We start from the raw sequence: 14,603 nt of genomic DNA, 5'->3' as shown, positions 1-14,603 counted from the left end.
GTTGTGTGCACGAATTTGCGCTTCCATACCGAGCGCAGTCCGTGCTTGCGCATCAGACGGCGCAGACGGTAGATGCCAATCACGATCCCTCGCGAGGCCACTGCCGTGCGCAAACGACGACTCCCATCCATGGCCTGCTGCCGGGTGGCGAATTTCTTTCCGTGCAGGCTGGCGGTTTTCAGCCGGCCCCAGAAACTCTCCGTGGGTGCGTTATCCCAGCAATTGCCCTTCCTGCTCATCGATGAGCGCATCTCCCAGCCCGTCAGTGCATTCTGGAATTCATGGCTGCAATACTGGCTCCCACGGTCGCTGTGGAATATCAACCCTGCGCCTGGTCGGCGACGAAAGCGCGCCATAGTCAAGGCGTCCTTGACCAGACTGGTTTGCATGTGGTCCTTCATGCTCCAGCCCACCACCTGACGACTGAACAGGTCAATGACCGCTGCCAGGTACACCCAGCCTTCATCGGTGGCAATGTAGGTGATGTCACCACTCCAAAGCTGATTGGGTGCCTCGGGATTGAATTTGCGCTGCACCAGGTCCGGTGCCACTGGCAGGTTGTGTTTGCTATCGGTGGTCACCACAAACTTGCGCTTGGTCCTGGCCTTGATGCCGTGCTGCTGCATAAGACGGCGCACCCGTTCTTTCCCAACCCGAATGCCACGGGCAAGCAGTTCTTTGTGCATGCGCGGCCAGCCGTATTCCTGTTTGACTTCGGCATGGATGGCACGCATGTGGGCCAGCAAGGCTTCGTCGCTGTAGCGACCCGGTGGGGTTGTCCGCTTGGCCTTGTGTTGACGCGCCCAGGTGAAGTACCCGCTGGCGCTGACCTCCAGCACCTCACAGGCAATGCTAACCGGATAGTGCTTTCTCATTTGGTGAATCCAGGCGTACCTCGCAGCGTGTCCTGCGCGAAGTACGCCGCGGCTTTTTTTGCGATGTCACGCTCCATGCGCAAACGTGCAACTTCTGCGCGCAAGCGAGCCAGTTCCATTTGTTCAGCCGTGACTGTCGCAGGTTTGTCGCCCGCGCCGCTGAGAATGCCCTTGGCGCTCAAGCGTACCCAGTTGCTCAGGCTGGCCTTGGGGATGCCCAGCACCTTTGCCGTCACCGCTATGGACTGCCCAGCCTTGACTTGACGAACAGCCTCCAATTTGTATTCCTGCGTGTACTTCCCACGAACCTGTTTGTCTGACATTTCCTAACTCCTTGTGCGTATTTTGAACAAGGCTTAAGAACTACAGTTTTCGGGGGCAAGGTCAGTGCGGGGGCGGGGGGTAACCTCCGTCCCTACCGCAACCCGTTAAATTCGCATCAAGCACAATAAAGTTGCAAAATTTGTCAAATGGAAACATTAGACAAGCTAGATAGACTTATTTTAAGCAGCCTGCAGGCGAATGGGCGCACTACCTATGAGCAAATCGCGGAGATGGTGAGCCTGTCGCCGAGTGCCGTACTGCGTCGGGTCAAGCGGCTGGAGTCCGGTGGTGTGATTGATCGTTACGTGGCTTTAGTCAAGCCGGAGGCCGTGGGCTTGACGCTGATGGCCCACATCAACGTGCGACTGGAAAAACACACGGAAAGCCATAAGCTCCCTCCCAGGGACTTATTTCGGGCCAGCGTTCAGACCTGGCCTGAAGTCGTCGAGTGCGACGCCCTGAGTGGCGAAATGGACTATTTCCTGCGGGTGTTGGTTCGAGACATGGGGGCGTACTCACATTTCGTGATGGACACGCTGCTCAAGCATCCCAGCGTGCAGGATTGCAAAACCAGCTTTGTGCTGGATCGTGTCAAGGCGACGACGGCCGTGCCCTTGTAAGGCGATTTGTGCTGTGAGGTGATAACTCTAGGGAAAACCCTTATAGTCCAGCCCATGATTGAACCAAAGGCATTGGACGAGGCATCGCTGGAAGGCGCCAAGGAGCCATCGCGCCCTGTCTCAGTGGGTCTCATGCCGACGTCTGCATCTGGAAAGTCACCGGTGCTGGTGCCCATCCGCTCTCTGGGCGTTAACCACCGCGTGCGGATCAACCGCCATTTGTTGGCACTGGATCCGCATGACCGTTATTTGCGTTTCGGTTTCTCGGCCAATGACGCGCAAATCCAACGTTATGCGGACAGTCTGAATTTTGAGCGGGATGAGATCTTTGGCATTTACAACCGGCGTATTGAGCTGATAGCCATGGCGCATCTGGCGTTCTCCGCCGACAGCAGTCTGGACGCCTGCGCTGAGTTTGGCGTGTCCGTCTTGAAATCGGCCCGCGGGCGTGGCTATGGCGCCCGTCTGTTTGATCGGGCCGCCATGCATGCGCGCAATGAAGGCGTCAGCCGGATGTTCATTCACGCCCTGAGCGAAAACACCGCCATGCTCAAAATTGCCCGTCAGGCTGGCGCCACGGTCGAGCGCGATGGTTCTGAATCCGAGGCCCATCTGCTGCTGCTGCCCGCCACGCTCGACACCCGTTTGAGCGAGTTGCTGCAAGAGCAGTTCGCCCAGACAAATTACCGCGTCAAGGTGCAGGTCAAACAGTTTTGGGACGTTCTGGCCGGCGTGCAGGCGCTTCGCCGTGACGTGCAGGACGCCCAGCAAATTACGCCGAAGTAGCGCGGTTGCATGCCTCGTGCTGAAGGCGTCATCGCAATCCGCTATCCTAGAGGCTCAACAACAACCGCATGTCCTGCTCCTCTGGCTGTGTCAGACCCCCATCCCCCGCGACTTCCTGACCGGGAAGACAAGCGTACTTTCCTGCAAAAACTGGCCGAGTTCATCCACCCGGGGCCGGACTCTATCGCTGAGTTGATTGAAACGCTGGCGGAAGCGGAGGAAAACCACCTCATTGGCGCCGAATCCCGTGCCATGCTTGAGGGGGTGATCCGCATGGCGGACATGACGGCCGGCGACGTGATGGTGCCCGCCACCCGGATGGATCTGGTTGATATCGGGGATGACTACGACGTGCTGATGCATGGCGTGATCGACACGGCGCATTCGCGTTTTCCGGTGTATGAAGGCGAACGCGAGAACATCATTGGCATCCTGATGGCCAAGGACTTGCTCAAACTCCAGCGTGCGCCCGAACTCAACATCCGGGCTCTGTTGCGCCCGGCCGTCTTTGTCCCTGAAAGCATACGGCTCAACGATTTGTTGCGTAACTTCCAGGGCAACCGCAACCATCAGGCTATCGTCATTGACGAATTCGGCCGGGTCGCGGGGCTCGTCACGATCGAGGACGTGCTGGAGCAAATCGTGGGTGAGATTGAAGACGAATTCGATATTGCCGAGGACGAGGGCGATATTTACGGTCTGGCGGATCGCACTTACCGCGTCAGCGGCGACACCACCATCGAGCGCGTCGACGATGCCTTTGGCGTCACGCTGACTGGCTCCGACCCCGACGACGAATTCGACACCATTGGCGGCCTGATTGCCCATGAAATGGGTCATGTTCCCAAGCGCGGCGAGCATCACACCCTGGCGGGGCTGAATTTTGTGGTGATGCACACCAAAGGCGGCGCTGTGAAATGGTTCAAGGTATCACCGGTTGCCGATGAAGCCCCCTAGGGCGCAGTGGCGGTGGGCCGCCATGCCGGCGTTACCCGCACAAAATCTTTCATGGATGCACATGGCGCTGGCCCTGATGGCCGGCGCCGCCCATGCCGCGAGCATGGCCTGGCCCTGGGCCGTGACGAATAGCCTGTTAGCGCCTCTGGGCCTGCGCCAAGGCCAGCCGGTATGGTGGCTCCAGTTGCTGGCTTTGGGGCTGCTGGCGTGGCGGCTGGAGGCCTGCCGGCGCCAGGGCCCGGGTGCTTGGCGGCCTGCCGCAGCACAGGCCTGGCTATTTGCCACGGCCTGGCTGGCGTGCACCTTCTGGTGGATCTTCGTCGCCCTGCACACTTACGGCGGCCTGCCAAGTTTGCTGGCCGTGTTGGCCGTCTTCGCGCTGGCCGGGCTGCTGGCTTTGTACTATGCCGCTGTTTGTGGACTATTTGTGGCGCTAGCCCCCGTCAATAAAGCGTGGGAAGCTATTGTTTTCGCAGCGCTCTGGTTGCTGGCTGAACTGGCGCGTGGCATCTGGCTGACCGGTTTTGGCTGGGGCGCCGCCGGGTACGCCCATGTGGAGGGCCCGCTGTCCGGCTACGCCCCCTGGTTGGGCATGTATGGGCTGTGTGCCCTCACGGCCTGGCTGGGCATGAGCCTGGTTCAGTGGCTCCACACATGGCGGGGTGGTGCCTGGCGCGCCCGGCTGGTGGGTCTGGCGGCCGTGTTGCTGGTGCTCGCTGGCCCCTTCGTGCTGTCGCTCTACCGGGGCGGCGAGCCCGGCTGGTCCGGATCGACCGGACGCCTGGGCGTCACACTCTTGCAGGGCAACATCCCCCAGGACGAGAAATTTGAGCCCGGCAGCGGCGTGCCGCTGGCCTTGCAGTGGTATGCCGAGCAACTGCAACTGAGCCGCACCTCGCTGGTGATTGCCCCTGAAACCGCCATTCCGGTGCTGCCGCAGCAGTTGCCGCCGGCCTATTGGGAGGCCTTGCAACAGCGCTTTGCCTCGGGTGAACAGGCGGCGCTGATCGGCACGCCCTTGGGCGATTCCCAGCAGGGGTATACCAACTCGGTCGCGGGGCTCAAGCCCGGACAGACGCAACCCTGGCGCTACGACAAGCACCACCTGGTGCCGTTTGGCGAATTCATCCCGCCGCTGTTCAAATGGTTTACCGCCATGATGAATATCCCTTTGGGTGACTTCAACCGCGGCGATCTCGGGCAGGCGTCTTTTGACTGGCAGGGGCAAAAACTGGCGCCCAATATCTGTGTCGAGGACCTGTACGGCGAAGAGCTGGCCCAGCTCTTCATCGATCCGGCGCAAGCGCCCACCATCCTGGTCAACGTCAGCAATCTGGCTTGGTTTGGCAACAGCCTGGCGATGGACCAGCACCTGCAGATCGCGCGCATGCGGGCGCTGGAGTTCGAGCGGCCGTTTCTGCTGGCGACCAACACCGGCGCGACCGCCATCATGGACCATCGCGGCCGCGTCACCCGTGCCATTCCCCGCGACACGCGGGGGGTACTGGTGGGCGAGGTCGAAGGCCGGATAGGCATCACGCCCTATGCCTGGTGGATGGCGCGCTGGGGTCTGTGGCCGTATTGGCTGGGCGTTTTTGGCCTGCTCTTGCTGGCCGCGCGCCAAAGCCTGAAAAAACGCGCGTCTGTCATCAGCCTGGCGCACTGATCTGGCGCGCCGGAACCCCCGTAAAATCGGCCGTTTACACGCGCACGCCGCGTCTGTCTTTCAAACACCAGGGCGCCGCCCGTCGGCGCCCCCCAAGCCATGTTGACCTTCCAGCAAATCATTTTGAAACTGCAGTCTTACTGGGATGCCCAGGGCTGCGCCTTGTTGCAACCCTATGACATGGAAGTTGGCGCCGGCACGTCGCACACCGCCACGTTTTTGCGAGCGCTGGGGCCCGAGCCCTGGAAGGCCGCCTACGTGCAGCCCAGCCGCCGTCCGAAAGACGGGCGCTACGGCGAGAATCCCAACCGCCTGCAGCATTACTACCAGTACCAGGTGGTGCTCAAGCCGGCCCCGGCCAACATCCTGGAGTTGTACCTCGGCTCACTCGAAGCCCTGGGCTTTGACCTGAAGAAAAACGACATCCGTTTCGTCGAAGACGACTGGGAAAACCCCACGCTCGGCGCCTGGGGTCTGGGCTGGGAGGTGTGGCTGAACGGCATGGAAGTCACCCAGTTCACCTATTTCCAGCAGGTCGGCGGCATCGACTGCAAGCCCATCACCGGCGAGATCACCTACGGCCTGGAGCGCCTGGCCATGTACTTGCAGGGCGTGGACAGTGTCTACAACCTGGTGTGGACCGACACCGGGGCAGCGCCGGGCCGCCCCCAAGCTGACCCAGCCACCTCGGGGGGCAGCGAGCCGCACGCAGTGGGCGGGCGTGGGGGCCAGATCCTTTATGGCGACGTCTACCTGCAAAACGAAAAAGAGCAGTCGGCCTATAACTTCGAGCACAGCGACGTCGATTTTCTGTTCACTGCCTTCGCCGCGCACGAAAAGCAGGCCAAACATCTGATCGAGCAGCAACTCGCGCTGCCGGCCTACGAACAAGTTTTGAAAGCGGCACACAGCTTCAACCTGCTGGACGCACGGGGCGCCATCAGCGTGACCGAGCGCGCCGCCTACATGGGGCGCATCCGCAATGTGTCGCGCTCAGTCGCGCAGAGCTATCTTGAGAGCCGCGAGCGCCTGGGCTTTCCCATGGCGCCACGCGAGTGGGTGGAACAGATGACGAAGAAAGCCGCATAAAAATGACAACACAGAATCTGCTCGTTGAATTGTTTGTGGAAGAGCTGCCGCCCAAGGCGCTCAAGAAGCTGGGCGAGGCGTTCGCAACCCAACTGGGCGACCAATTGCGCGCCCAGGGGCTGACGACCGCCGACTCGGTGGTAACCGCCTATGCCTCGCCACGCCGTCTCGCGGCCCACGTCACCCACGTCTGGCTCAAGGCCGCTGACAAGGCGGTACAGCAAAAACTCATGCCGGTGACGGTGGGGCTGAACGCCGACGGCCTGGCCACGCCCGCGCTGATCAAGAAACTGCAGGCACTGGGCGCCGACGTGTCCGACCCGGTGGCGACCGTGGCGGCGCTCAGAAAAGCGCCCGATGGCAAGGCCGAGGCCCTGTTCTATGACAGCCTGGTCTCGGGCGCCACGCTGGACACCGGCCTGCAAAAAGCGCTGGAAGAAGCCATTGCCAAGCTGCCCATCCCCAAGGTCATGAGCTACCAGCTGGAAACCGATTGCGAACTGCCCGGCTGGAGCAGCGTGCATTTTGTGCGTCCGGCGCACGGCCTGGTGGCGCTGCACGGCAGCACCGTGGTGCCAGTCAAGGTGCTGGGGCTGAAGGCGGGCAACAGCACGCAAGGCCACCGCTTTGAAGCCCGGGTGTCGCCGGTGGTGTTGGCGCATGCCGACGACTACGCCGCCACGCTGGTCCAGGACGGCGCCGTGATTGCGAGCTTTGCCGAGCGTCGTGCCGAGATCGTGCGCCAGTTGGCCGCCGCTGCTGCCCAAGTGGGCCAGGGTGCCCAAGCCATTGAAGACGAAGCCCTGCTCGACGAAGTCACCGGCCTGGTCGAGCGCCCGAACGTGCTGGTCTGCGAGTTCGAAGCCCAGTTCCTGGATGTGCCGCAGGAGTGCCTGATTCTCACCATGAAGGCCAATCAAAAGTACTTTCCGCTGCTCGATGCGCAGGGCAAGTTGAGCAACAAATTCCTGGTAGTGAGCAACATCAGCCCGGCGGACGCCAGCGCTGTCATTGGCGGCAACGAGCGCGTGGTGCGCCCGCGCCTGGCCGATGCCAAATTCTTCTTCGACCAGGACCGCAAGAAGTCGCTGGAATCCCGCGTGGCGGGGCTGGACAAGGTGGTGTATCACAACAAGCTGGGTACGCAGGGTGAACGCGTGGCACGTGTCAGTGCCATTGCGAAAGTCATTGGACTGCAGTTGAGCGGTGAGGTGAAGCGCGAGTTGGCTCCGCAGTCCTGGATCATTGAGAAAGATGGCGCGTTGACCCAAGCAGCGGATACCGCTGCGCGCCTGGCCAAGACCGATTTGCTGACCGACATGGTGGGCGAATTCCCCGAGTTGCAGGGCATCATGGGCGGCTACTATGCCCGCCATGACGGCCTGAGCGACGACGTGGCGCTCGCCATTGAGGACCATTACAAACCGCGCTTTGCCGGTGACGAGTTGCCGCGCAATCCCGTGGGCGTGGTGGTTGCGCTGGCCGACAAGCTGGAAACGCTGGTGGGCATGTTCGGCATCGGCAACGTTCCTACGGGGGACAAAGACCCGTTTGCCTTGCGCCGCCACGCGTTGGGCGTGATCCGGATGCTGGTCGAAAAAGATTTGCCGCTTGAGCTGAGTTGGTTATTGCATAACGTGGGCGATCCATTCGGAAGCCTCATTAGCCCTGACCGGTCGAAACTGGTGGATGAACTTCAAAGCTTCATCTACGACCGCCTCGCCGGCTCCCTGCGCGAGCAGGGTTACAGCGCGCAGGAAGTCGACGCGGTGGTGTCGCAAGGACCGCAACGTCTGGGGGATGTCCCCAAGCGACTCGCTGCCGTGCGTGCCTTCACCGCCCTGCCCGAAGCCGCCGCCCTGGCCGCCGCCAACAAGCGCATCAGCAACATCCTGAAAAAGGCGCTGGACGTTGATCCCCACGTCAGCGAGCTGCTGCTCAAGGAGCCGGCCGAGATTGCCCTGTACGCTGCCATGCAAGACGTGACGCCCAAGGCGAAAGCCCAGTTTGACGCGGGCGACTACACCGCCTCGCTGCAAACCCTGGCCGCCCTGCGCGCGCCGGTCGATGCCTTCTTCGATGGCGTCATGGTCAACGCCGAGGAACTCGACCTGCGCCTGAACCGCCTGGGTCTGCTGAAAAGCCTGCACGACGCCATGAACCGCGTGGCCGATCTTTCCCGGCTGGCATCGTGAGTTCATCCGCCATGAAACTCGTCATCCTCGACCGCGACGGCACCATCAACGAAGACAGCGACGACTATGTCAAGTCGCCGGAGGAATGGGCGCCCTTGCCGGGCGCGCTGGAGGCGATTGCCCGGCTCAACCACTCCGGCTGGCATGTGGTGATCGCCAGCAACCAGTCCGGCCTGGGCCGGGGCCTGTTCGATGTCTCCACGCTCAACGCCATGCACGCCAAGATGAACAAGCTGCTGGCCGCCGTGGGGGGCCGGGTCGATGCCATTTTTTACTGTCCGCATGCACCCGATGACGGCTGCCGCTGCCGCAAGCCCGAGCCCGGCCTGTTTGAGCAGATTGGCGAACGCTATGGGCTTGACCTGCACGACGTGCCCATGGTGGGCGACTCGGCGCGCGACGTGCTGGCCGGTCTGGCCGCCGGCTGCGAGCCGCATCTGGTGCTGACAGGGCGGGGCGCCGCCTACATCGGGCGCAGCCTGCCCGAAACATTCCCCAAAGAGACGCAGGTACATGCCGATCTGGCCGCCTTCGCCGACTTCCTGATAGCGCGAGAAACTGCCGCCGCCGCAGCAGCCGTCGTCTAGATAGCCTGTTTCACTATAAAAATAATAGCTGCTTGCGCACTATCTACGGGGGCTAGAGGCCTGAAAAGCATTAAATGTTACTGATTCGATCGATACTGCACATGGCCTGGCTGCTGATCACGGTCATCCCGTGGGGCCTCGCGCTGGTGCTGATTTCCCTGTGGGTCGGGCGCACCTCGCTGTGGTGGTTTGCAGTCAACTGGTTTCGCCTGGTGATCTGGGGCAGCCGGGTGATTCTGGGCATCCAGGTGCAGGTCCGCGGCCTGGAAAACCTGCCGGCGGGGGCGAGCAGCCCGGCTATTTTGCTGTCCAAGCACCAGTCCACGCTGGAGACTCTGCTGCTGCCGACCCTGATGCCGCACCCGCTGGCCTTTGTGTTCAAGCGCGAGCTCTTGCGCATCCCTTTCTTTGGCTGGTCGATGGCGCGGCTGGACATGATCCACATCAACCGCGAATCCCGCGCCGCCGCCCTCAAGCATGTGGTGGCGCAGGGCAAGCGCCTGCTGGGCCAAGGCACCTGGATCATCATCTTCCCCGAGGGCACGCGCATCGCGCGGGGCGAAAAAGGCACGTACCAGACGGCCGGCACCCGGCTGGCGGTGGAAGCCGGCGCCCCGGTGATTCCGATTGCGGTGTCGTCAGCCAAATGCTGGCCCCGCACGGGCTTTGTCAAGCACCCCGGCGTGGTGCAGGTGTCGATTGGCCAACCGATTCCCAGCGTGGGCCGCGAACCCAAAGAGCTGATGCGTGAGGTCGAGGCCTGGATCGAAGCCGAGATGCACCGGATTGACCCCGAGGCTTACCGCTAAGCTGGGCGCCATGCATCCGCTGTTGCAGTTCACACTCGATCTTTTTGGATCAAATCAGCCTACAGCCCCCGTCGATAGTGCGCAAGTGGCTATTGAAATAGTAGCAAGCAAGCCGCGATCGGCGGGGCGCCCCTTGGCCGAGATCAATGCTCTCGCCTCGTTTTGTCACCCCCGCGCCAATCGCGAAACGCGTTTGGGCGACGCGCTGGTGGCTTTTGAATTCAAACGCGGCGGCAAGCGGCGCACCATCGGGTTTTCGGTGGGCCCCGAGGGCCTGGTGGTGAGCGCGCCCAAGTGGGTGCCGCTGCACGAGGTGGACGCGGCCTTGCAGGAAAAGTCACTCTGGATCATCCGTAAACTCGGCGAGACGGCGGAGCGCCACGAACGGCTGGTGGCCCAGCAGATCGAGTGGTGCGACGGCACGACCATTCCTTTTCTGGGTGCGCCGGTGCAGGTGCTGCTGCATTCGACGCCGTTGGTCCGAGGCGCTGCCAAGGCGGTGCTGCATAGCGCGGCGGACACCGCCGGCCAAACCCTGCGACTGGCCCTGCCGCAGGCGGCCGCGCCGGAGCAAATTCGGGACGCGGTACAGGTCTGGCTGATGCAGCAGGCCAGGCGCAACTTCATCGAGCGGCTGGATCACTTTGCGCCGCAGCTGCAGGTGCAGTGGCGCCAACTGGCGCTCAGCAATGCGCGCACGCGCTGGGGCAGCGCCCGCACCGACGGCTCGATCCGGCTCAACTGGCGCCTGATTCATTTCCGCCAACCCGTCATTGACTATGTGGTGGCGCATGAACTCAGCCACCTGCGGGTGATGGACCACAGTCCGCGCTTCTGGGACACGGTGCGCTCGGTGGTGCCGGACTACGCCGCGCTGCGCAGTCAACTCAAGGACGAAGCGACGCCGCGCTGGGCCTGAGCCTTCCCGGCTTGCCATCGCCAACTGTGCGACAGCGCACCGACTTTCAGGGGGCATTCGGCTAGTCTGACCGCAGAGCAATTTTCAACAAATTGACACTGGAGGACAGAATATGCGTTACGGATTGATTGTGTTTTTGATGCTGCTGGGGTCGGCGACCTCGACCCTGGCGCAGGTGAGTATTGGCATCGGGCTTCCCAGCGTGAGCATCGGCATCAACCTGCCGGTGTATCCGGAGCTCGTGCAGGTGCCGGACTACCCGGTTTACTATGCGCCGCGGCTGAACTCGAACTTCTTCTTTTACGACGGCATGTACTGGGTCTATCAAGGCGACGACTGGTACGCGAGCTCCTGGTACAACGGGCCGTGGGAGCTGGTGGCGCCGCAGGTGGTGCCGGTGTTCGTGCTGCGCATTCCGGTGCGCTATTACCGGGTGCCGCCGGTGTACTTTCGTGGCTGGCAGGCAGACGCGCCGCCGCGCTGGGGCGAGCATTGGGGTCCTTCGTGGGAGCGAGGTCGAAGCGGCTGGGACCGCTGGAACCGCCGTTCCGCGCCAGCCCCGGCACCCTTGCCGGACTACCAGCGACACTATCCCGGCGACCGCTATCCCCGCATAGAGCAGCAACGCGAACTGCATGGCGAAAATTACCGGTATCAGCCGCGTGACGCCGTCGTGCGCCAGCGCTTCCAGGAGCAGCAGGCCGCGCCACGAGCGCCCGCACCGTCGCAGCGGGAACGGCAGCCAGCGCCGCAGGAGAGAGATTCCAGGCCGCAGGACGTCCAGCGGCGGAATCCGCCACCGCCGCAGCCAAGAAGAGACGAAGAGGCCCAGCGGCCAGTTCCCCATCAAGCGCCGCCAAGGCAGCGAGAGCCAGCCGTTCAGGAGCAGAGGCCGCAGCAGCCACCGCACGAGGCTGCCCCGCAAGAGCGGCAGAGGCCACGTCAAGGACAGGGACAGGGACAAGGGCAGGGGAGAGAACGCGTGATCGAGGACGAGGAACGCGGGCCAGGGCGCGGCAGGCAATAGCTAACCCGGGTCCGCCGGCCGTCACCTCGCCCGATGCTCAGGTTCGCGCGGTAACGGGCACGCGCAAATCGTCCAGATAGTCCCGCCTGATGTTCACGGTACACGCCACGCCCAGCGAGGCGAAGTGCTTGAGCAGCCAGGCGCGGGCGTGGGCCTGGCCCAAGTCGCGCAGGTCATGGATCAGGCTTGAGTTGGTCGAAGTTTTGGTGGACGCCGCGTAGGCCTCCAACGCCTCGCCCCCGTCGATGCGGTGCATCAACACGTCTTTGTAGTGCGCGGGATCGAGCTTGCCTTCGGCCAGCAAGCGCTTGACGAAATCAATCGCGCGCATCTCGGCCATCAGTGCCGCGTTGAACGTGACCTCGTTGATGCGGTCCGCAATCTGGGCGCTGGTCGTGGGCAGCTCGTCGCGTTTGATTGGGTTGATCTGCACCAGCACAATGTCGCGGCTGCGGCAGTTGTAAATCAGGGGATGGATGGCCGGGTTGCCGGAATAGCCGCCGTCCCAAAAATGCTCACCCTCGATCTCCACGGCCTTGAACGCCATGGGCAGACAGGCCGAGGCCATGACCGCATCGACGCTCAGGCGCTTGCCCGAAAATACCTCGGCCTTGCCCGTGGAAACCCGTGTCGCCACCACGAACACCTTGAGCGTCTGGAGTTGTGCCACCGCTTCAAAATCGATTTGCTGTTCCAAAAAATGGCGCAAGGGGTTGATGTCGAAAGGATTGCTCTGGTAGGGCGACATCGCGGTAGACCAGAAGTTGGTCATGGCCTCGGTCCAGGCAGCGGTCGGCGAGTTGCCGCCACCCCGCCGATCAAACAGCACATCAAACGGCGAGCGCTGCGCTTCGGACAGCGCGCCCATGTTGACGATGCCGTTCCAGAAGCTGCTGAGCGCTTCGCGCGCGGCCTCGCGCGCATCCCCTTTTCCGCGCTGCTGAACCTGGGCAAAACCGTGCGCCAGCGCCACCGCGTTCATGGCCCCGGCGCTGGTGCCGCTGATGCCTTCCAGGGTGATGCGGCCATCTTCGAGCAGCGCGTCCAGCACGCCCCAAGTGAAGGCGCCGTGCGAGCCGCCGCCCTGGAGCGCCAGATTGATGATGGGGGATTCCGCCGTTGATGGCCGATCCAAAGGGGTGTGCGGGGTTGAGTTCATGTCTGAAGGTTAACAAGATCCGCCTACTTGCCGGCCGATTTGGCGCGCTTCGGGGTTTTGCCGGCTGTTGGCATGGCATCCAGTTCGGCTTCCAGCCGCTGGCACAGCGTGCGCAGGATCTTGACGCGCGCATAGTTCTTGTCGTTGGCCTCGACCAGGGTCCAGGGCGCATGGCCGGTGCTGGTCCGCTCCACCATGTCGCAAATCGCCTGCTGGTAGGCGTCCCATTTCTCGCGGTTGCGCCAGTCTTCCTGGGTGATCTTGAAGCGTTTGAATTCAATCTTTTCGCGCGCCTGGAAACGCCTGAGCTGCTCCGCCTGGCTGATCTGCAGCCAGAACTTCAGCACGATCACGCCGGCGTCGTTCATTTCATGCTCGAAGTCGTTGATCTCGCTGTAGGCGCGCAGCCAGTCGTTCTCCGAGCAAAAGCCTTCCACCCGCTCCACCAGCACCCGCCCATACCAGGTGCGGTCGAAGATCGCCACATGGCCCTGGCGCGGCACATGGCGCCAGAAACGCCAGAGATGGGGCTGTGCCCGCTCTTCGTCCGTGGGGGCGGCCACCGGCGTCACCTGGTATTGCCGGGCATCCAGCGCCGCGCCGATGCGCCGAATGGCGCCGCCCTTGCCAGCGGCGTCCGCCCCCTCAAAGGCGCAGACCAGCGCGCGGCCCTTGAAGCGCGCATCGCGCACCAGCGCCGACAGGCGCCCCTGCCATTTGGCCAGCGCAATCGCGTAGGACTTGTCGGCCAGCGCGAGCGTGAGATCGAGTTCGGACAGCACGTTGCGGCCGTCCGTGTCCACCCGCACCATGGGCGCCACCGGCGACGCCTGTTGGGCCGGTCCGGCCAACTTTTTCGTCAAGGTGTCCAGCAGGATTTGCCCCACCGTCAGCGAACGGTAGCGGTCATCCGTGCCTTCCACCACCACCCAGGGCGCCCAGGGCGTATTGGTCATGCGCAGAAAATGACCGGCCACGTCCTGCAGCTTGTCGTAGGTCTTGAGCCGGTCCCAGTTCCATCGGGTCACGCGCCAGGCGGTGCGGGGGGCGCTTGCCAGCGCCTTGAGCCGGTTTTTCTGTCCCTCCTTGGTCAGGTGAAACCAGAACTTCAGCACCAGCGCGCCCTCGTTGACCAGCATCGCCTCAAAGCGGTTGATCTGGTCGGCCCGGGCATCGAGTTCCTTCAGGGAAATCTCGCCCTGAATGCGCTCGCGAATCGGATCGGAATACCAGGAGCCGGCGAACATGCCGATGCGGCCCTTGGGCGGCAAGGCGCGCCAGTAGCGCCACATGGCCGGGCGTTCGCGTTCCTCATCGGTGGGCTTGGAAAACGCCAGCGTGGACAGAAACCGGGGGTCCATCCACTCGTAGAGCACATTGATGGTTTCGCCCTTGCCGGCGCCGTCCTGGCCGCTGATCAGCACCACCACCGGGATCTTCCGGTTCTCGTATAAATCAACCTGTACGCCAAGCAGTGCCGCACGCAAATCAGACACCGCCGCACGGTAGGCCGCTTTGCCAATCTTGTGACCAAGTTCTGCCGATTCAAACATCTGAGCCTTTCGGAACCGGTGCGCGGGGCGCCCCAAT

Annotated in this window: 13 protein-coding genes and 1 pseudogene; 10 read left to right on the top strand and 4 right to left on the bottom strand. The window is 62.8% G+C overall.

Annotation, left to right across the window (positions count from 1 at the left end; all coding sequences use genetic code 11):
• On the bottom strand, nt 1–131 hold a 131-nt coding region (locus tag C5P05_RS34675; RefSeq protein ID WP_232834615.1), incomplete at its 3' end, for an IS3 family transposase.
• A pseudogene (locus C5P05_RS21850) lies at nt 126–1,198 on the bottom strand (IS3 family transposase); the annotation flags it as partial. The pseudogene C5P05_RS21850 and the gene C5P05_RS34675, both read right to left, overlap by 6 nt.
• A 147-nt stretch (nt 1,199–1,345) precedes the next feature.
• Between C5P05_RS21850 and C5P05_RS21845 the strand changes: the two are divergent.
• The 10 genes from C5P05_RS21845 (at nt 1,346) to C5P05_RS21800 (ending at nt 11,854) form a co-directional block, all read left to right on the top strand.
• Nucleotides 1,346–1,819 carry an Lrp/AsnC family transcriptional regulator gene (locus C5P05_RS21845; protein WP_114971947.1) on the top strand — a complete coding sequence of 158 codons (474 nt, stop codon included), beginning with the start codon at nt 1,346–1,348 and terminating at the stop codon, nt 1,817–1,819.
• A gap of 54 nt (nt 1,820–1,873) precedes the next feature.
• Nucleotides 1,874–2,605: a GNAT family N-acetyltransferase gene (locus C5P05_RS21840; RefSeq protein ID WP_114971946.1), complete on the top strand. Its 732-nt coding sequence runs from the start codon at nt 1,874–1,876 to the stop codon at nt 2,603–2,605.
• 87 nt (nt 2,606–2,692) lie between these two features.
• Nucleotides 2,693–3,562 (top strand): HlyC/CorC family transporter, encoded by an 870-nt coding sequence (locus C5P05_RS21835; protein WP_114971945.1) that lies wholly within the window; start codon nt 2,693–2,695, stop codon nt 3,560–3,562.
• Nucleotides 3,563–3,584: 22 nt separating this feature from the next.
• A complete protein-coding gene (gene lnt / locus C5P05_RS21830; protein ID WP_232834612.1) occupies nt 3,585–5,228 on the top strand; it encodes an apolipoprotein N-acyltransferase in 1,644 nt (547 codons plus the stop codon).
• 99 nt (nt 5,229–5,327) lie between these two features.
• Nucleotides 5,328–6,317, top strand: coding sequence for a glycine--tRNA ligase subunit alpha (glyQ, locus tag C5P05_RS21825; RefSeq protein ID WP_114971943.1), 990 nt, complete (start codon nt 5,328–5,330; stop codon nt 6,315–6,317).
• Nucleotides 6,318–6,319: 2 nt separating this feature from the next.
• On the top strand, nt 6,320–8,512 hold the full coding sequence (glyS, locus tag C5P05_RS21820; protein ID WP_114971942.1) for a glycine--tRNA ligase subunit beta: 2,193 nt from the start codon (nt 6,320–6,322) through the stop codon (nt 8,510–8,512).
• Nucleotides 8,513–8,523: 11 nt separating this feature from the next.
• Nucleotides 8,524–9,099: a D-glycero-beta-D-manno-heptose 1,7-bisphosphate 7-phosphatase gene (gene gmhB / locus C5P05_RS21815; RefSeq protein ID WP_198674815.1), complete on the top strand. Its 576-nt coding sequence runs from the start codon at nt 8,524–8,526 to the stop codon at nt 9,097–9,099.
• A gap of 74 nt (nt 9,100–9,173) precedes the next feature.
• A complete protein-coding gene (locus C5P05_RS21810; protein WP_114971940.1) occupies nt 9,174–9,908 on the top strand; it encodes a lysophospholipid acyltransferase family protein in 735 nt (244 codons plus the stop codon).
• A 10-nt stretch (nt 9,909–9,918) separates the two neighbouring features.
• Nucleotides 9,919–10,827: a M48 family metallopeptidase gene (locus tag C5P05_RS21805; RefSeq protein WP_114971939.1), complete on the top strand. Its 909-nt coding sequence runs from the start codon at nt 9,919–9,921 to the stop codon at nt 10,825–10,827.
• 112 nt (nt 10,828–10,939) lie between these two features.
• On the top strand, nt 10,940–11,854 hold the full coding sequence (locus C5P05_RS21800) for a hypothetical protein (protein WP_114971938.1): 915 nt from the start codon (nt 10,940–10,942) through the stop codon (nt 11,852–11,854).
• Between the two features lie 37 nt (nt 11,855–11,891).
• Here C5P05_RS21800 and C5P05_RS21795 read toward each other — a convergent pair whose 3' ends face one another.
• Both C5P05_RS21795 and pap read right to left on the bottom strand, forming a co-directional pair.
• Nucleotides 11,892–13,013, bottom strand: a complete 1,122-nt coding sequence (locus tag C5P05_RS21795) for a patatin-like phospholipase family protein (RefSeq protein ID WP_114971937.1) — start codon at nt 13,011–13,013, stop codon at nt 11,892–11,894.
• Between the two features lie 23 nt (nt 13,014–13,036).
• Entirely contained in the window at nt 13,037–14,566 is a 1,530-nt protein-coding gene (pap, locus tag C5P05_RS21790; protein ID WP_114971936.1) for a polyphosphate:AMP phosphotransferase, read from the bottom strand.
• Between the last annotated feature and the right edge of the window lie 37 nt (nt 14,567–14,603).

Origin of the sequence: Rhodoferax ferrireducens, assembly GCF_003347515.1 — a bacterium.
GTDB lineage: Bacteria > Pseudomonadota > Gammaproteobacteria > Burkholderiales > Burkholderiaceae_C > Rhodoferax.
This window is presented reverse-complemented; position numbering and strand designations above follow the sequence as displayed.